17 protein-coding genes are annotated in these 17,770 nt (G+C 71.5%); 11 read left to right on the forward strand and 6 right to left on the reverse strand.

The window, feature by feature from the left end:
• Positions 1–117 precede the first annotated feature (117 nt).
• Positions 118–1,386, forward strand: coding sequence for a cytochrome P450 (locus BJ958_RS12815; RefSeq protein WP_343052668.1), 1,269 nt, complete (start codon positions 118–120; stop codon positions 1,384–1,386).
• Positions 1,387–1,560: 174 nt separating this feature from the next.
• Here BJ958_RS12815 and BJ958_RS12820 read toward each other — a convergent pair whose 3' ends face one another.
• The 4 genes from BJ958_RS12820 to BJ958_RS12835 are packed head-to-tail and all read right to left on the reverse strand — an operon-like array spanning position 1,561 to position 6,438.
• Positions 1,561–2,580, reverse strand: coding sequence for a Rieske 2Fe-2S domain-containing protein (locus BJ958_RS12820; RefSeq protein ID WP_179727180.1), 1,020 nt, complete (start codon positions 2,578–2,580; stop codon positions 1,561–1,563).
• A 13-nt stretch (positions 2,581–2,593) separates the two neighbouring features.
• Positions 2,594–3,562 (reverse strand): PDR/VanB family oxidoreductase, encoded by a 969-nt coding sequence (locus tag BJ958_RS12825; RefSeq protein WP_343052669.1) that lies wholly within the window; start codon positions 3,560–3,562, stop codon positions 2,594–2,596.
• Positions 3,563–3,590: 28 nt separating this feature from the next.
• Entirely contained in the window at positions 3,591–4,943 is a 1,353-nt protein-coding gene (locus BJ958_RS12830; protein WP_179727181.1) for a type I glutamate--ammonia ligase, read from the reverse strand.
• A 34-nt stretch (positions 4,944–4,977) separates the two neighbouring features.
• Entirely contained in the window at positions 4,978–6,438 is a 1,461-nt protein-coding gene (locus tag BJ958_RS12835; protein ID WP_179727182.1) for an APC family permease, read from the reverse strand.
• A 184-nt stretch (positions 6,439–6,622) separates the two neighbouring features.
• Between BJ958_RS12835 and BJ958_RS12840 the strand changes: the two genes are divergently transcribed.
• A complete protein-coding gene (locus BJ958_RS12840) occupies positions 6,623–7,132 on the forward strand; it encodes a MarR family winged helix-turn-helix transcriptional regulator (protein ID WP_179727183.1) in 510 nt (169 codons plus the stop codon).
• A 31-nt stretch (positions 7,133–7,163) separates the two neighbouring features.
• Here BJ958_RS12840 and BJ958_RS12845 read toward each other — a convergent pair whose 3' ends face one another.
• Positions 7,164–7,895: a gamma-glutamyl-gamma-aminobutyrate hydrolase family protein gene (locus BJ958_RS12845; RefSeq protein ID WP_179727184.1), complete on the reverse strand. Its 732-nt coding sequence runs from the start codon at positions 7,893–7,895 to the stop codon at positions 7,164–7,166.
• Positions 7,892–9,523: an amidase gene (locus tag BJ958_RS12850; protein ID WP_218865734.1), complete on the reverse strand. Its 1,632-nt coding sequence runs from the start codon at positions 9,521–9,523 to the stop codon at positions 7,892–7,894. Before BJ958_RS12850 ends, BJ958_RS12845 begins: the two co-directional genes overlap by 4 nt.
• A 196-nt stretch (positions 9,524–9,719) precedes the next feature.
• Between BJ958_RS12850 and BJ958_RS12855 the strand changes: the two genes are divergently transcribed.
• The 9 genes from BJ958_RS12855 (at position 9,720) to BJ958_RS12895 (ending at position 17,769) form a co-directional block, all read left to right on the forward strand.
• Entirely contained in the window at positions 9,720–10,802 is a 1,083-nt protein-coding gene (locus tag BJ958_RS12855; protein WP_179727185.1) for a helix-turn-helix transcriptional regulator, read from the forward strand.
• A gap of 117 nt (positions 10,803–10,919) precedes the next feature.
• Positions 10,920–12,053, forward strand: a complete 1,134-nt coding sequence (locus BJ958_RS12860) for a class II histone deacetylase (RefSeq protein WP_179727186.1) — start codon at positions 10,920–10,922, stop codon at positions 12,051–12,053.
• A 29-nt stretch (positions 12,054–12,082) separates the two neighbouring features.
• Positions 12,083–13,105: a sugar ABC transporter substrate-binding protein gene (locus BJ958_RS12865; RefSeq protein WP_179727187.1), complete on the forward strand. Its 1,023-nt coding sequence runs from the start codon at positions 12,083–12,085 to the stop codon at positions 13,103–13,105.
• Positions 13,106–13,141: 36 nt separating this feature from the next.
• Positions 13,142–14,668 carry a sugar ABC transporter ATP-binding protein gene (locus BJ958_RS12870; RefSeq protein WP_179727188.1) on the forward strand — a complete coding sequence of 509 codons (1,527 nt, stop codon included), beginning with the start codon at positions 13,142–13,144 and terminating at the stop codon, positions 14,666–14,668.
• Entirely contained in the window at positions 14,665–15,675 is a 1,011-nt protein-coding gene (locus BJ958_RS12875) for an ABC transporter permease (protein ID WP_179727189.1), read from the forward strand. Before BJ958_RS12870 ends, BJ958_RS12875 begins: the two co-directional genes overlap by 4 nt.
• A gap of 40 nt (positions 15,676–15,715) precedes the next feature.
• Positions 15,716–16,414: a helix-turn-helix domain-containing protein gene (locus BJ958_RS12880; RefSeq protein WP_179727190.1), complete on the forward strand. Its 699-nt coding sequence runs from the start codon at positions 15,716–15,718 to the stop codon at positions 16,412–16,414.
• A 13-nt stretch (positions 16,415–16,427) separates the two neighbouring features.
• On the forward strand, positions 16,428–17,186 hold the full coding sequence (locus tag BJ958_RS12885; RefSeq protein WP_179730157.1) for a class I SAM-dependent methyltransferase: 759 nt from the start codon (positions 16,428–16,430) through the stop codon (positions 17,184–17,186).
• The gene (locus BJ958_RS12890) at positions 17,176–17,355 is read left to right on the forward strand and encodes a hypothetical protein (protein ID WP_179727191.1); all 180 of its coding nucleotides are present in this window, start codon (positions 17,176–17,178) and stop codon (positions 17,353–17,355) included. Before BJ958_RS12885 ends, BJ958_RS12890 begins: the two co-directional genes overlap by 11 nt.
• A 9-nt stretch (positions 17,356–17,364) precedes the next feature.
• Complete coding sequence (locus BJ958_RS12895) at positions 17,365–17,769, forward strand: DUF6928 family protein (RefSeq protein ID WP_179727192.1); 405 nt, start codon at positions 17,365–17,367, stop codon at positions 17,767–17,769.
• Position 17,770: the final 1 nt, after the last annotated feature.

Below are 17,770 nucleotides of genomic sequence, written 5' to 3' on the forward strand. Positions count from 1 at the left end.
GGTCGTTCGGATCCGTACGATAGCCACCTCGGAGACGAAAGACCACCCTTGCGCGAGAGATTTTCGGGGGATATTGTTCGGATCCAAACGATCTACCTGAACGGATGGAGAACCGCCGTGGACAAGCCGCCCTACGTCCCGCTCGACCAGGTCGACCTGGTCGATCTCGACCGCTTCGCCGGGCCCGAGGCCTGGGGCATGCTCGACACCCTCCGCAAGGAGGCACCCGTCTTCTGGCAGCGCGAGACCGACGGCGGCCACGGCTTCTGGGCCGTCACGAAGCACGCCGACATCTGCGAGGTCGACAAGGACCCCGAGACCTACACCTCCACCAACTTCGTCAACCTCGAGGAGGTCGACCCGGAGCAGCAGGAGGCCCGCCGCTCCATCCTCGAGATGGACGGCCTGCGCCACCGCGCCCTGCGCAAGCTCATCTCGCGCGAGTTCAGCCGCCCCAACCTGATGAAGAACTACGAGGAGCTGCTGCGCGACATCACCCGCGCGACGGTCGACGCCGCCCTGGCCAAGGGTGAGTTCGACTTCGTCGAGGACGTCAGCGCCGACTTCCCGATCCAGGTGCTGGCCCGGCTGCTCGACGTACCCCAGGAGAAGACCGGCCAGCTCATCGACTGGGGCAACGAGATCATCGGCTTCACCGACCCCGAGCACGCCAAGATCCTGATCTCGGACCCGGAGAGCGAGAAGTACAAGCACCTGCCCTTCCGCTCCCCCGTCTCGCAGGAGGTCTTCGACTACGGCCGCGAGCTCGCCGCCGACCGTCTGGGCGGCGACGGCACCGACCTGGTCAGCCAGCTGGTCAACAAGATCCCCGAGGACGGCCAGGCCATGACGGCCTCCGAGTACGACTCGTACTTCCTGCTCCTCGTCGTCGCCGGCAACGAGACCACCCGCCACACCATCACGCACTCGATGCTCGCCCTGATCGAGCACCCCGAGCAGCTCGCGAAGCTGCAGGCCGACCCCTCGCTCATCCCCGACGCCGTCGAGGAGTTCCTGCGCTGGGCCTCCCCGGTCTACCACTTCCGTCGCACCGCCACCCGCGACGTCGAGCTCAACGGGCAGCAGATCAAGGAGGGCGACAAGGTCGTCATGTGGTTCGCCTCCGGCAACCGCGACGAGGACGTCTTCGAGAACCCCTACGACTTCGACGTCACCCGCAAGAACATCGACCACGTCACCTTCGGCAAGGGCAGCCCGCACCTGTGCATGGGCAACAACCTGGCCCGCATGGAGATCCGGCTGATGTTCGAGGAGCTGATCCCCCGGCTCGCCTCGATCGAGCTGAACGGCGACGTCCGCCGTGTGCGCAGCAACTTCGTCAACGGCATCAAGACGCTCCCGGTCAAGGTCACCACCAACGACTGAGGCTTCCCCTTCGGGAGACACCACGAGGCCCCGCCACCCTGACCGGGTGGCGGGGCCTCGTCGTGGAGTTCGTCGAGTAGGAGCGAGCGCCAGCGAGCGACGTATCGAGACGTCTGACCGGCGTCTCGATACACCCTCGCCCAGGGGCTCGGGCTACTCGACGACCTCAGGACCTCAGCCCTCGTCGGCCACCAGCCGCCGCAGGATCTTGCGCACCTGCAGCGCGGCCAGGTCGGCGGCGACGTTGACGTCCTCGCCGTACCCGTCGCGGTCGATGACCTGCTGCATGGTCTCGAGGATCTCGCGGACCTTGAGGTAGTACGACTCGAAGATCGGCCGCAGCACGTCGGAGGCCTCGGCCCCCGGCGCGAAGTTCCGGCTGACCCGCCACAGGTGACGGGTGCGGTGGTCGTCGACGGGGGTGACGGCGTGGGTGAACCGGAAGGTCTGGGTGCCGCCCTCGTCCGCGGGGATGAACACGTCCCAGCGGTCGGCCCACAGGCCGGGGGCGAGGAAGGCGCCCTCCTCGCGCTGCGGGTACGACGCCGTGGTCGACGCGCCGGAGATCTTGGCCTGCCACTCGGGCAGGGGCGCGGCCGGCCAGTCGCGGTGGAAGTGGACCGTGGTCTCGGTGAGCTCCACCTCGAGGGCGGGTGCGACGCCGGTCAGGGCCGGCGGCGAGATGACAGGGTCGACGACGGCGACGTGGGTGATGTCGGCGAAGTTGTCGTGGAGCAGGCCGATGCCCGCGGCGGTCTCCCACGCGCCACCGAAGGTGTCCCAGCCGGCATCGGTCAGCCACGGCGTGGAGACGGGGGGACGCAGCGCGGCCAAGGACGGCTCGCCGAGCCAGACCCAGACCAGGTCGCCCTCCTCGACGACCGGGTACGACGGCACCCGGGCGCCGTAGGGCACCTGGGCCTGGGAGGGCACCCGGACGCAGGCGCCGGTGCGGTCGTAGGCGAACCCGGAGTACCCGGACACGATCGTGTCGCCGTCGACGTGGCCCAGGCTGAGGGGGTAGGGCCGGTGGGCGTCGCGGTCGCCGAGGGCGACCACCGAGCCGTCGCCGGCCCGGTACAGGACGACGGGGGTGCCGAGGGCGCGCGTGCCGAGCGGGGTCGAGCCGACCTCGGCGGACGCGGCGAGGGCGTACCAGGCGTTGCGCGGGTGGCCGGTGCTGCGGTCTCTCATCTCAGGGCTCCCGTCACAGATCGAGTGTCAGGCTCTCGCCGCGGCAGCGGGAGACGCAGATCATCATGAACTCGTTGGACTCCTTCTCCTCCTCGTTGAGGATGGAGTCACGGTGCTCGACGTCGCCCTCGACGACCTCGGTCTCGCAGGTGCCGCAGACGCCCTCCAGGCAGGAGCCGACGACGCTGACGCCGGCCTCGCGGCAGACCTCGAAGATCGACTTGTCCGCGGGCACCTCGAGGGTGAGGCCGGAGCGCTGGAGGACCAGCTCGAAGGCCGAGTCCTGCTCGTCGGAGGTGGGCGCCTTGGCCGAGAACCGCTCCAGGTGGAGGCTGCCCGCCGGCCACGAGGCGTTGCACCGCTCCTCGACCGCGTCGAGGAGACCGGTCGGGCCGCAGGTGTAGACCAGCGTGCCCTCCGCCGGCGACCCGAGCAGCGCGTCGAGGTCGGGGAAGCCGGCCTCGTCCTGCGGGAGCAGGGTCACCTTGTCGCCGTACGCCGCCAGCTCGTCGACGAACGCCATCGACGAGCGCGAGCGGCCGCCGTAGACCAGCCGCCAGTCGGCGCCCGAGGCCTCGGCCTCGGCGATCATCGGCAGCATCGGCGTGATGCCGATGCCGCCGGCGATGAACAGGTACCGCGGCGAGGCGACCAGGGGGAAGTGGTTGCGCGGCCCGCGCACCCGGACCGTGGCGCCCTCGTGCAGCTCGGCGTGCACGGCCTTCGAGCCGCCCCGGCTGTCGGGCGCACGGAGCACGCCGACCCGGTACTGACCGGTGTCGGCAGGGCTGCCGCACAGGGAGTACTGGCGGACCAGGTCCTCCCCCAGCACCAGGTCGATGTGGGCGCCGGGCGTCCACGGCGGCAGCGCCGTGCCGTCCTCGGCGGCCAGCGTCAGCGTCACCACGTCGGTCGCGGCCTCGACGGCCGCGACCACCTTCAGGTCCGCCTCGAACTCCCGCACGATCGGTTGCGTCGTCACGAGCTTGTCTCCCCTCTCGCCGACCACCTCACAGGTGGTAGGCGTACTCCCGGAACTCCCAGTCGGTCACCCAGCTGTTGAACCGCTCGAGCTCGTTGCGCTTGTAGGCCACGAACGTCTCGACGAAGGCCGGGCCGAGGATGTCGGCCAGGTCCTTGTCCTCCTCGAGCGCGTCGATCGCGGTGCCGAGGTCGGACGGCAGCCGGTCGGCCTTGGACGGGTCGTAGCCGTAGCCCTCGAGCTTGGCCGGCGGCGTCAGCTTGTCGCGGATGCCGAGGTACGCCGCCGCGAGCAGGCTCGCGATGGCGAGGTACGGGTTCGCCGAGGCGTCACCGAGGCGCAGCTCCATCCGCGACGCGCGGCCCCGCTCGGGCGGGATCCGGACCATGGCGCTGCGGTTGTCGAGGCCCCAGTCGATCAGCCAGGGCGCGAGCGTGTCGGGCCCGAACCGCTTGTAGGAGTTGACCGTCGGGTTGTGCAGCGCGGCCAGCGCCGGGGCGTGGGCGAGCACGCCGGCGATCGCGGCCCGGCCGATCTCGGACAGGCCGTCCTCGCCGTTCGGGTCGTCGAAGAGGGGCTTGCCCTCGCCGTCGGTCGTGCTGAAGTGGATGTGGAAGCCGGAGCCGCCCTCGTCGTTGAACGGCTTGGCCATGAAGGTGGCCATCTTGCCGCGTCGCCGCGAGATCTCCTGGACGGCCGACTTGAACCGGAACGCCCGGTCGGCGGCGTCGAGCGCGTCGGAGTGCCACAGGTTGATCTCGAACTGGCCGCCCGAGAACTCGTGGTTGGCGGCGACGACGTCGAGGCCGTACGCCGCCAGGTCGCGCAGCGAGGAGAGCAGGGTGTTCTCCGGGTCGCCCTTGAGGCCGGCCACGTAGACGTTGCCGGTGGCGTCGCCGTACCGGCGCCAGCCGTTGGGCTTCGTCTCGTCCTCCTCGAGGACGTAGAACTCGAGCTCGGGACCGACGATCGGCTGCATGCCGAGCTCGGCGAACCGGTCGACGACCCGCTTGAGCACCTGGCGCGGGCTCTCCTCGGACGGCGAGCCGTCCGGGTTGTAGATGTCGCCGATGACGTGCGCGACGCCCGGCTCCCACGGCACGGCGCGCGCCGTGGCGAGGTCCGGCACGACCACGATGTCGGGCAGGCCCGCCGACAGGCCGCCGGCGATGTCGATGACATCGCCCATCGGCGAGGTGGCGTAGACCGAGCGGCAGAAGGCGACGCCGTCGCCCACGGTCCGGTCGAACCGGCTGGCCAGGATGTCCCGGCCACGCTCGGTGCCGATCAGGTCGCTGTAGCCGATGCGGACGACGTCGATCCCGTCCTCGGCGAACTGCTGGGCAGCCACGCGCAGGGCGTTCTCGTCGATGTGCTCCACGGTTGGTCTCCGTTCGTCTTTCTCTACTGATCCATCATCGGCCGGTGGCCGCGTCGGTGGCGAGGTGGTCGTCGAAGCGCTCGAGGTCGCTCGACAGGGCGTCGTAGACCGACGGCCGGGAGCTGCGCAGGTACACCGCGTAGCCGATGCCGCCGACGAGGGCCGCCACGAGCAGCCACGGCAGCGAGTTGACCGCCTTGGAGTCGGAGCCGGCGACGATCTCGAAGTGCTTGAAGGCGAGCACGACGGCGAAGCACAGGCCGATGAAGCCCAGGGCGGGCGCGACCAGCGTGGAGCCGATCCGCGGGTCGTTCTTGCGGCGGAAGTGGACCACGATCGACAGGGCGGCCAGCGCCTGCAGCACCAGGATCGCCAGGGTGCCGAAGCCGAGCATGCTCGGGACCACGGTCAGGATCGGGTCGGCGCCGGCGACCGCGAAGGCCACCGCCACGGCGACCGCGAAGGCGGCCTGGACCGTGCTGGCGACGTACGGCGCACCGCTCGGGCCGGTCTTCGAGAGCACCTGCGGGAGGATCCGCGCCCGGCCGAGCGAGAAGATGTAGCGGCTCGAGGAGTTGTGGAAGGCGAGCATCGCGGCGAACAGGCTGACCAGCAGCAGCCAGTTCATGACGTCGGTCAGGAAGCCGCCGATGTAGGTGTCGGCGAGGCTGAAGACGAGGTCACCGGTGGGCAGGTGGGCGATCGCGGTGTCCTGGGCCTGCGCGACGCCGGTGGCGCTGACGACGGCCAAGGTGGTGACGCCGAGGATCACGCCGATCAGGGTGATCGCGACGTACGTCGCCCGCGGGACCGTCTTGAGCGGGTTCTTCGCCTCCTCGCTGAACAGCGAGGTGGCCTCGAAGCCGAGGAAGCCGGTGGCCGCGAGCAGCAGGCCGATCGAGAGCGAGCCGGAGGTGATCGAGTCGGCGGAGAACGCCGAGAACGAGTAGCCGTCCTTGAACAGCACCGCGACGTCGAAGATGACCAGGATCGAGGTCTCCAGGACCAGCGAGACGCCGAGGATCTTGGAGCTGAAGTCCACGCCGCGCAGCGCCATCAGGTAGCAGACCGCGATCGAGGCCAGGCCCCAGAACAGCCAGGGCATGTCGAGGCCGGTCTTGTCGGCGATCACGATCTTCATGAAGAAGCCGCTGGTGCCGATCGTGCCGACGACGAAGAAGTTGTAGCCGAGCATCGCGATGAAGCCGGCGGCGAGGCCCGCGGGGCGCCCGAGGCCCTTGACGACGAAGGCGTAGAAGCCGCCCGCGTTGACCAGCTCGCTCGACATCTTGCCGTAGCCGATCGCGAAGAGCAGGAGGACGACGGCGACGGCGAAGAACGCGAACGGCGTCCCCCCACCGTTGCCCAGGGCGATCGCCAGGGAGGCGACGACCACCATTCCGGTCAGCGGTGCGACCGCCGCCAGGACCAGGAACACGATCGCCCCGACGCCGAGCGCATTCTTGCGGAGTGTGGTGTTGACGGTGTCCGACATCGGGACTCCTTCGCTGTACGCGCGGCCGGGGCCGGCGGTGACCGGCACCCTTTCGCCGGATCGTTCGGATCCGTACGATAGCCGCTATGTGACCCAGGGCACCAGACCCCCGGAGGAGGTTTTCCGAAGAATGTTTGCTCCCAAACGACCTCGGTCGACCGAGGTCATGGATACGCTGACCCGCATGCCGGACCGCCACACGCTCGAGGAGACCGAGCGCGCGATGAAGGACCACGTGGGAGCACTCCCCCTGGACTTCGCCGCCGCGAACGCCCTGTCGAACCTGTTCCGCGCCGCCAACGCGGTGCGCAGCGAGCTGACCAACCGGGTGCTGCGCCAGCACGACATGACCTGGACCGGGTTCGTCGTGCTCTGGGTCGTGTGGATCTGGGACGGCATGGAGACCCGCCACGTCGCCGAGTCGGCCGACATCTCCAAGGCGACCCTGACCGGCGTCGTGAAGACCCTCGAGGCGCGCGGGCTGATCGCGCGCGAGGGAGACGACAACGACCGGCGCCTGGTCCGCCTGCGCCTGACCCCCGAGGGGGTCAGCCTGATGGAACAGCTCTACCCCGAGTTCAACGCGGTCGAGTCGGAGATCATCAGCCAGCTCTCCGAGCGCAAGGTCACCACCTTCACCAAGACCCTGCGCGACGTCGTCAACGCCGTCGAGGGACCCGAGCCCGTCGAGTAGGAGCGAGGGCCGGAACGCCCAGGGACCGGGGCTACTCGACGAGCTCGAGGCGCGCGCGGTCCCGGGAGGCGTCGACGAGTGCGCGGAACAGCCCGGCCTGGGCCGGGTCGGTCGCCGCGGTGTCCTCGGGGTGCCACTGCACGCCGAGGTACCAGCCCTGCGCGCCGGCGAGCTCGACGGCCTCGATGACGCCGTCGGCCGACTCGGCGACGGCCCGCAGGCCCTCACCCGGCCGCCCGATGCCCTGGTGGTGGTAGCACGAGATGCTCGGCGCCGTACCGACGATGCCGGCGAGCACCGAGTCGGGCTCCACGGCGATCTCGTGGACGACGTGACGGTGGGTCCGCTCTCCGAGGTCCTGGATCAGGTCGCCGCCCAGGGCCACGTTGACCACCTGGTTGCCGCGGCAGATGGCGAGCAGCGGCAGACCGGCAGCCAGGGCATGGCGGGCGACCGCGAGGTCGAAGGCGTCCTGCTCCTCGTCGACGTCGTACTCCGTCGCGTGCGCCTCCTGGCCCGCCCACCGGGCGGCCAGGTCGCCGCCACCGGGCAGCAGCACGCCGTCGGCGTACCACAGCCGGGCGGCGACCTCGGCGTCGTCGACCTCGGCCCCCGGGGCGACCGGGTGCACGACGAGCGGCTCGCCGCCGGCGGCGTACACGGCCTCGACGAGGGCCCGGGCGGTCACGTCGGCGCGGTAGCGCAGCGCCGACGCGGACTCGGAGAACCGCGCCGGGATGGCGATCAGCGGGCGGCGGCTCACGGCGCCACCAGCGAGGGCAGGCGGTCCTCGACGAAGCGCGTCTCGCGCTCCCAGGCGGCGGCGAGCTCGATGACGCCCGCGTCGTCGTGGTTGCGACCGATGACCTGCAGGCCGATCGGGAGCCCGGAGGAGCCGAAGCCCGCCGGCATGGCCAGCGTCGGGGCGCCCAGCAGCGTGCCGATCGCGGTGACCTCCATCCAGCGGTGGTAGCTGGACATCGGGACGCCGTTGATCTCCGCGGGCCAGTGGACCTCGTTGCCGGCGCTGTCGAGGTTGTCGAAGGGCATCACCTGGGCGGTCGGCAGCAGGACGAAGTCGTACTTCTCGAACAGCAGCCGGAAGGACTGGTAGAGCGCCGTTCGCTTGACCGACATGTTCCACGCCTGCTGCGCCGTGATCGGGCCCGAGCCGTCGATGCCGTTGAGCATCCCCTCGACCTCGTACAGCGTCTCCGGCTTGAGGTAGGGCTTCCAGGCGGGGTTGTTGTAGACAGGGAAGTTGAGGTTGCCGCTGATCCAGTGCCGGAACACGAGCCAGGTCGGCCACAGGTCGGCGTTGGTGAAGGTGCCACCCGCCTGGTTGAGGTTGTCGATCCTGTCGACGGTCGCGCCGAGGGCGCGCATCTTGTCGATGGCGGCGCCGGTGACCTCGAGGACCTCGGGCTGGGTCGGCAGGTAGCCGCCGAGGTCGGCCATCCAGGCGATCTTCTTGCCGCGCAGCGAGGTCCGTCGGACCTTGGTGAACACCTCCGGGTCCTCCTCGATCGTCAGCGGCACGCGGACGTCGTAACCGGCCATCGTGGAGAGCAGGAGGGACAGGTCGAGGGCGTTGCGGGCGATCGGCCCGGTGACGCCGCCGTGCTGGACGAACTGCTCGCCGCCCAGCTCGGGGACCCGGCCGAACGACGGCCGCAGGCCGAGCACGTTGTTCCACCCCGGCGGGTTGCGCAGGGAGCCGAAGAAGTCGCTGCCGTCGGCGACGGGGAGCATCCGCAGCGCGAGCGCGACGGCGGCGCCGCCGCTGCTGCCGCCGGCCGACTTCGTCGGGTCGTACGCGTTGCCGGTGGTGCCGTAGACCTTGTTGTAGGTGTGCGAGCCCAGACCGAGCTCGGGCAGGTTGGTCTTGCCGATGAAGATCGCGCCGGCGGCGCGGATCCGCTCGACGAGCAGGGCGTCGGAGGTGGCGGGGGCGACCGGCACGCCGGGCTGCCCGAAGAACCCGACGCTGGTCGGGATGCCCTTGACGTTCCACTGGTCCTTGACCGCCTGCGGGAAGCCGTGCATCCAGCCCTGGTACCTGCCGGCCGCGAGCAGCCGGTCCTTCTCCGCCGCCTCGGCCAGGAGCTCGGCTCGCGGCCGGCGGGCGACGATGGCGTTGACGTGCGGGTTGAGCTCGTCGATCTGGTCGAGGTAGGCCGTCATCACCTCGACGCAGCTCACCTTGCGCTGCCGGATCGCGACGGCCAGCTCGGCCGCCGACCACCACACGATGCGGCGCAGGTCGGCAGGCCGCTCCACGGTGGGCCAGGCAACGTCCGGAGCGGCCTGGGCAGCGGAGCTGAGCGCACCCAGCGCCACTCCAGCAGCAGTGGCACCGGCAACGACGGAACGGCGGGAGATGGCGCTCACGGGCTCTTCCTTTCAACCCTTCACCGAGATCGTTTCGGTACGAACGATCTTGTTCGGGTCCGAACGTAAGGTGGTCGCCGTCACCTCCGCAAGCCCCTTCCCGCACTTCGGACCGCTCGACGCGGACCCTTGCCAGCCCTCCGCCGGATCTCTACCGTGAGACCCGAACCAACCTGTCCGTCACCGTGGGGGGAGCATGGACGCACCCGCCGGGGCGAGCGCCCCGCACCCCGTCTCGGACCGCCTGATCGAGCTGCTCGGCGACCTGGCCGCCCTGGCCACGCCCGACGAGGCCACCACGGCCGCACCGCGCCTGCTCGAGCGCCTCGCCGGCGACCTCGGCGCCGCCGCCTGCCAGCTCGACACGGCCCTCACCGACGCCGACGACCCGCAGGCACCGTCCTTCCAGACGGTGGCCAGCGTGGGCTACTCCCCCGAGGTCTCCCAGCACTTGTGCGCCGACCTCGCGCCGTCCCCGCACGGACGGCGCGTGCTCGCCGCGAGCGGCGGGCTGCGGATCGACGAGGACGACCCCTACGACTTCCGTCGCTCCGCGCACTACCTCGACGTCCTCCACCCGGCCGGCTACGACGACGGCATCTCCCTCGCACTGCGCGACTCCGGCGCCCACCTGGTCGGGATGCTGCACCTGTCCGCCCGCAGCACCCGCGACTTCGCCCCCGAGCTCACCGGTGCACTGCCCCCGCTCGGGCGCGCCTTCGCCCGGCTGACCACCGTCGCCACCTGCTCGACGCCCGACGTCACGCTCCCGCGGGAGTACGCCGTGGTCCGGCTCGACGCCGCCGGCCGGGCCACCCCCGTGGTCGGCCGCGCGCCGCTGCACGCCGCGCTCGACGACGAGCTGCTCGGCATCATCGGCTCCATCCTCGGCACCGGCACCCGCTTCGCGACCTTCCTGCACCAGCAGGCGGGCCGGCTGATCGAGGTGCGGGTGCACTGCCCGTCCGGCCGCGCGACGACGCGCCAACCGTGCACGGTCGCCACCCGACCGGCCGCGTCCACGCTCGGCCTCACCCTGCGCCAGCTCGAGGTGCTCACCGCCGTCGCCACCGGCGCCGGCAACCGCGAGATCGCCGACGAGCTGTGCCTGACCCAGCGCACCGTCGCCGCCCACGTCGAGGCGATCCTGGCCCGACTGGACAGCCCGTCGCGGGCGGGCGCGGCCGCGAAGGCGACCGCTGCCGGCGTGCTGCTGCCGTCGGCGGACCCGGCGTCGGTGCGGTCGCTGGCGCGGGTGCTGCAGCAGCCCGTGGCCTGATCCCGAGGTCGTTCGGGTCCGAAGACTGGCATTTCTGCCAATGACCCAGGTCACACCGCGGTCCCACGATTACGGGACCGCGCCGGAACCACCGGCGCCGTACCCCGGGAGGCGCGAATGGCGACCGGCTACCTCTACCACGAGCTCTTCGGCTGGCACGACACCGGAACCAACGCAGGACTCTTCCCCGCCGACCACCGCGCGGGCATCCAGCCGTTCCAGCACTTCGAGAACGCCGAGACCAAGCGCCGCATCCACGAGCTCGTCGTCGTGTCCGGCACCATCGACCACCTCACCCGCCTCGAGCCGCGCAAGGCGAGCGACGAGGAGATCCTCGCGGTGCACACCGAGGAGCACCTCGCCCGGATCAAGGCCGAGAGCGAGCAGCCCAAGGGCGGCGACTCCGGCGACGGGCTGAGCCCGTTCGGGCCGGGCGGCATCGAGATCGGGCGGCTCGCCGCCGGCGGCATGATCGAGGCGACCACGGCCGTCGTCGAGGGCCGCGTCGACAACGCGTACGCACTGATCCGGCCCCCTGGCCACCACGCCGAGCCGGAGACCGGTCGCGGCTTCTGCATGTTCGCCAACCTCGCGATCGCGGCCCGTGCGGTGCGTCGTACCCACGGCGTCGAGCGGATCGCGGTCCTCGACTGGGACGTCCACCACGGCAACGGCACCCAGAAGGTCTTCTGGGAGGACCCGAACACCCTGACCATCTCCCTGCACCAGGACCGGGTCTTCCCGCCGGACTCCGGGTTCGTCACCGAGCGCGGCGAGGGAGCCGGCTTCGGGTACGCCGTCAACGTGCCGCTGCCGCCCGGCACCGGCGGCGGCGGGTACCTGTCCGCGATCGACCGGGTCGTGGCGCCCGCGATCGACCGGTTCCGCCCGGACCTGATCCTGGTCGCGAGCGGCTTCGACGCGAACGCCACCGACCCGCTCTCGCGCCAGGCGCTGACCAGCAGCGACTACCGGGCCATGACCGAGCGGCTCCTCGACCTGGCCGCCACGCACTGCGAGGGCCGGCTCGCGATGAGCCACGAGGGCGGCTACAACCCGGTCTACGTCCCGTTCTGCGGCCTGGCCGTGATCGAGGCGCTGGCCGGGGTGACCGAGCCCCTGACCGACCCCTACGAGCCGATCTTCGGCGGGATGGCCGGCCTGGAGCTGCAGCCGCACCAGAGCGCCGTCCTCGACCAGGTCGTGCCCTTCATCGACGACATCCACGCCGGCACCCGCGCCGGGTCGTGACCCCTCCTCCTCCCGATCGGAGCACCACCATGAACGCAGTCGTGAAGAAGTCCGTCGACCGCCGCGCCTTCCTCGCCTGGACCGGCGGCATCGGGGCCGCCGTCCTGGCCTCCGCGTGCAGCGCGCCGTCCAGCACCAAGGCCTCCGGCGACAAGGTCGCGAAGTCCAGCAAGGACGTCGACACCATCGCCTGGGACTACCCGTTCACCTTCCTGCCCGTCTACGCCGGCGTCGCGAAGTTCGCCAAGGAGCGGGCCAAGGAGAAGGGCGTCTCGCTCGAGCAGACCAACGACAACGGCAAGCCGGACGTGCAGGCCTCCAACCTGGACACCCTGATCGCCAAGAAGGTCCCTGCGATCGTGTCCTTCCCGATGGTCTTCGAGGCCCTCGAGACGCAGGCGGCCAAGGCGCTGTCGGCCGGCATCATCTGGGTGACGTACGGCGGCACCCTGAAGAACCAGAGCGCCTCGATCACCTTCAGCTTCGAGGAGGGTGGCCGCAAGCTCGGCGAGGACGCCGCGGCCTGGGCCAACCAGACGCTCGGTGGCAAGGGCAAGGTGGCCTTCCTCGTCGACGACACCATCCAGCTCGGCATCGAGCGCACCAAGGGCATGATCGACGCGTTCACGAAGGCCGCGCCGGACATGCAGGTCGTCGGCCGCGAGCAGGCGATCGACCCCGACACCGCGCTCACCAAGACCAAGGCGATCCTCGCCAAGCACCCCGACGTCAACGTCATCCTCGGCATCACCGACGGCGCCGCCTTCGGCGGCTACAAGGCGCTCGTCGAGTCGGGCCGCTCGGAGACCGACGCGAAGACCTACGTCGGCGGCCAGGACGGCGACCTCGGCTCGCTCGAGCTGATCAAGAAGGGCACCTTCTACCGCGCCTCGGCGGCCCTGCAGCTGCGCGACATCGGCAACGCGGTGATCGACGTGCCGCTCGCCGTCGCCGACGGCAAGAGCGACGCCGAGGCCAGCACCGACGTCCCGATCACCCTCGTCAAGCAGGGCGACGCGCTGCTCGACGAGATCATCGCGCAGTACGGCTGAGCCGGGACCGGGCAGCGAGAGAGCAGGTAGTCGGACATGGCACTGCGGGTCACCGGGCTGCGGAAGTCCTTCGGAGGCGTGCACGCCCTGCAGGGCGTGGACCTCACCATCGAGGCAGGTGAGGTCCACGCGCTGCTCGGCCACAACGGCGCGGGCAAGTCCACGCTGATCAAGGCGCTGGGCGGGGCGTTCCACCCCGACGGCGGCACGATCGAGGTGGGCGGTCGCAGCTATGCGGGGCTCACCCCGCGGCAGTCGATCGACGCCGGCATCGCGATCATCTTCCAGCACCTCAGCCTGGTCGACTCGCTGTCGGTCGTGGACAACATCTTCCTCGGCCAGGAGCACCGGCGCCTCGGCATCGTGGACCGTCGTGCCCAGCGGGCTGCGGCCCAGCAGCTGCTCGACCGGCTCGGCGCGACCTCCTCGATCGACAGCCGGGTCGGCGACCTGCCCATGGGGCAGAAGCAGCTCGTCGAGATCGCGAAGGCGCTCTCGCGCGACCCCGTGGTGCTGGTCCTCGACGAGCCCACGGCGGCGCTGTCCTCGCACGAGATCGGCGCCCTGGAGCGCACGGTCCGCTCGCTCCAGGAGCAGGGCCTGGCGATCTGCTACGTCACCCACCTGCTCGGCGAGGTCGAACGGCTCGCCGACCGGATGACGGTGCTGCGCGACGGCCAGGTGCACGTCGCGACGTCGCTGGCAGGCAAGACCCGGCGCGACATCATCGAGGCGATCGCCGAGCCGCCGGCCGACCTCCCACCGGCCGGTCCGATCCACGACGCCGATCCCCCGCAGCTGCTGGTCCGCGGCCTCACCGGCCCCGGCATCGGTCCGGTCGACCTCGAGGTCCGGCCGGGCGAGATCGTCGGCCTCTACGGCCTGATCGGGTCGGGCCGTACCCGCACGCTGGAGATGATCTTCGGCCGGCGGGCACGGCAGGGCTCGATCACCGTGGGTGGCCGGGAGGTACGACGGGCGACGCCCCGCGCCGCGCTCGCGGCCGGCCTCGCCCTGGTGCCCGGCGACCGCGGCCGCCAGGGCCTGTTCGCCTCGCTGACCGCGCTCGACAACGCCCTGCTCCCGGCCCAGGCCGTGCTGTCCCGGTTCGGGCTGCGCCGGCGCCGGGCCGAGGCAGAGGCCTTCGAGCGACTGGCCGCATCGCTGGCCGTGCACCCGGCGACGCCGAACGCACCGGCTCGCGCGTTCTCCGGCGGCAACCAGCAGAAGCTGCTGCTCGGCCGCTGGATCAACGGCATCCTGCCGACGACCGTGCTGCTGCTCGACGAGCCGACCCAGGGCGTCGACGTACGCGCCCGCCACGAGATCTACAAGGTGGTGCGCACGATCGCCTCGGAGCGTCGTACGGCGGTGCTGTTCGCCTCCACCGACCCCGAGGAGATCGTCGCCCTCGCCGATCGCGCGCTGGTCATGCAGGACGGCCGGGTCCTCGGCGAGCTGGCCGGCGAGGCCCTCGACGAGGACGCCCTCCTCCACGCGATCCACCAGTCCGACACCGACATCGAGACCGAGGTCCAGTCCGACCTCCAGGAGCTGTCATGAACGCCTCCCTCAACCTGCGCCAGCTCGCGCGCTACCCGCTGATCCCGGTCATCGTCTTGATGGCGATCGGCTTCGAGCTCGCCACCGGCAGCTTCGTCGGCAGCCAGAACCTGCTCGGCATCGCGACCGACAGCGCCACGCTCGCGATCGTCGCGGTCCCCTCCGCGCTGCTCGTGATCAGTGGCTACCTCGACCTCTCGGTCGGCTCGACCTACGCGCTCGGCGCGGTCGCCGCCGGCTGGCTCGCCTCCGAGCACGGCGGCAGCCTGCTGACCTGCGTGCTGCTCTCGCTGCTGGCCGGACTCGCCGTCGGCGCGGTCAACGGGTTCCTGTGCTGCGTGGTCGGCCTGTCGCCGTTCATCGTCACGCTCGGCACCCTCACGGCCGTCCGCGGCCTCGCCCAGCAGTTCGCGCCACTCCCGCTGACCAGCTTCGGCGACTCCTTCGCCTGGCTCGGCGGCGCCAAGATCGCCGGCCTCCCCTCGCCGGTCGTGATCGCGATCGTCGTCGTCCTGGTCGCCGGGGCGATCCTGGCGCTGACGCCGGTCGGGCGGCACATCTACGCGATCGGCGTCTCCCGCGAGGCGGCGTACCTGTCCGGCGTCCGGGTCCGCACCGTTCCCTTCACGCTCTTCCTCGCCACCGGGGCCAGTGCGGCGCTGGCCGGCGCGATCAAGGCGTCGGTGCTCGGCGCCGTGCAGTCGGGTACGGCGGGCAGCGGCTTCGAGCTCGCCGTGCTGACCGCGGTCCTGGTCGGCGGCGTCGCCCTCACCGGCGGCTCGGGAACCCTGTTCGGAGTGGTCCTCGGCGTCGCCTTCCTCGGCATCCTGCAGAACGGTCTGACCCTGGTCGGCGTGCCGACCTTCTGGCAGCAGGTCGCCCAGGGTCTCGCTCTCGTGGTGGCCGCCGGCCTGGCCTTCCTCGCACCGCGGCTCGAGGCCCTGGCCGCGGTCCGGCCCACGGCACCACGGCGGGCGGCGGCCGACCCGGAGCCGGCGACCACCTGACCGCTCTTCCGCGAACAGAGCTCTGTTTTAGAATCGCGGGGTGGACCTCGACGCCGGCGTGACCGCGATCGGCGTGCTCGCCGACCCGACCCGGCGCACGCTCTACGAGTACGTCGCCGCACAGCACGACGCGGTCGGCCGGGACGCGACCGCCGCGGCCCTGGGGATCGCCAAGCACACGGTGAGCTTCCACCTCGACCGGCTGGCCGAGGAGGGGCTGCTGGAGGTGGAGTTCCGCCGGCTCAGCGGGCGCAGCGGGCCGGGCGCCGGCCGCCCCAGCAAGCTCTACCGACGCGCGTCGCGCGAGTTCGCGGTGACCCTGCCGCCCCGGCGCTACGACCTGGTCGGCGACATCCTCGCCGTGGCGGTGGGCCGGGCCGGCGCCGGCGAGGACCTCGACGACGCCCTCGCGGCCTCGGCCCGCGCCGAGGGCGAGGCCCTCGGTGGCGAGACCGGCGGGGCAGTCGCGGTTCCGGGACTTCGCGACCTGGCCGCGGTGCTGGCGGGGCAGGGCTACGAGCCCGTCGTCTCCCCTCGGGCGGTGTCGCTGGCGAACTGCCCGTTCGACGCCCTCGCCCGGAGGCACACCGCCCTCGTCTGCAGCCTCAACCGCTCCTTCGTCCAGGGCGTGGCCGACGGCCTCGGCTGCACGGGCGTCACGGCGCACCTCGAGCCCGACCCCGGCCACTGCTGCGTGACCGTGCGGACCGATGGACACGCGCCCCCGAGCGGAGAATGATCGCGGCGTGGCCATGTTCGAGGTGGCGGACGCCTACATCAGCTTCATGGGGCGGTTCTCCACTCCCCTCGCCCCGCTCTTCGCCGACGTGGGCCTGGCCGGCGTCGCGCCGACCGCGGCCGTGCTCGACGTCGGGTGCGGCCCCGGGATGCTGACCGCCGAGCTGGTACGCCGCCAGGGCGCCTCGCAGGTCTCCGCGGTCGACCCCGTGGCCACCTTCGTGACCGCCGCCGCTGCCGCGCACCCGGGTGCCGTCGTACGCCAGGCCTCGGCGGAGGCGCTTCCCTTCGCCGACGAGTCGTTCGACGCGACCCTCGCCCAGCTCGTCGTGCACTTCATGACCGACCCGGCCGGCGGCGTCGGCGAGATGCGGCGCGTCACCCGACCCGGCGGGCGGGTGAGCGCCTGCGTGTGGGACCACGGCGGCGGCACGGGACCGCTGTCCGCCTTCTGGCGCGCGGTCCTCGCCGTCGAGTCGACCGTGACCGACGAGTCCTCGCTCCCCGGGTCCAACGCCGGCGACCTCACCGCCCTGTTCCTCGCCGCCGGGTTGCACGAGGTCAGCGAGGTGCCGCTGACCGTCGCCGTCGACTTCCCCACCTTCGACGCGTGGTGGGAGCCCTACACGTTCGGCGTCGGCACCGCCGGCGTCGCCTTCGAGGCCCTGAAGCCCGACCAGCAGGACCGGGTGGTCGAGCTGCTGCGGGCCGAGCTCGGCGACGGACCGTTCACGATGTCGGCCACCGCGTGGGCGGCCACCGGTGTCCGCTGAGGCCGCCGGTGGCGACGGCCGGGCCGCCCTGGACCGCTGGATCCTGTCCGGTGGGCACTGGGAGGTGGTCGGCGAGCGGGACGGGCTCGCGACGGTCGCGCTGTTGACGTGTGACGGCGGGCAGGAGATGGAGCGAGTCGTCGTACCGGTGGCGGGGCTGCCGACATAGGGTCGCGCCATGGGCGCGAAGGACTGGTTGATCTGCTACGCCGACGACACCCTGGCGAGCGTGCTCGCAGCGCGCCCGGAGCTCGACCGTGTGGCGACCGACGCCCTGGTCCGTCGACTGTTCCCGGCCCATGAGGTGACGCCCGTCGGAGCGAACGAGGAGGTCCTCGAGGACGTCGGCGACCACCTTGCCTTCGAGGAGCCCTACTGGGCGGGTGAGCTCCCGGCGACGGAGGACGAGGAGGACGAGGAGTACTCCTTCCCGTTCCACCCGCTCGAGCTGGGCGAAGCAGCCCTCGACCACCTGTTCGGGTTCGTGCTCGAGGGTCACGGCGGGCCGCCCGGCGACACGTCCGTGGACCCGTTCGAGATCCCCCTCGCCGCGTACCGCCTGACCGCCGCGTCGAGGACCTGAC

Source organism: Nocardioides kongjuensis (assembly GCF_013409625.1).
Taxonomy (GTDB): domain Bacteria; phylum Actinomycetota; class Actinomycetes; order Propionibacteriales; family Nocardioidaceae; genus Nocardioides; species Nocardioides kongjuensis.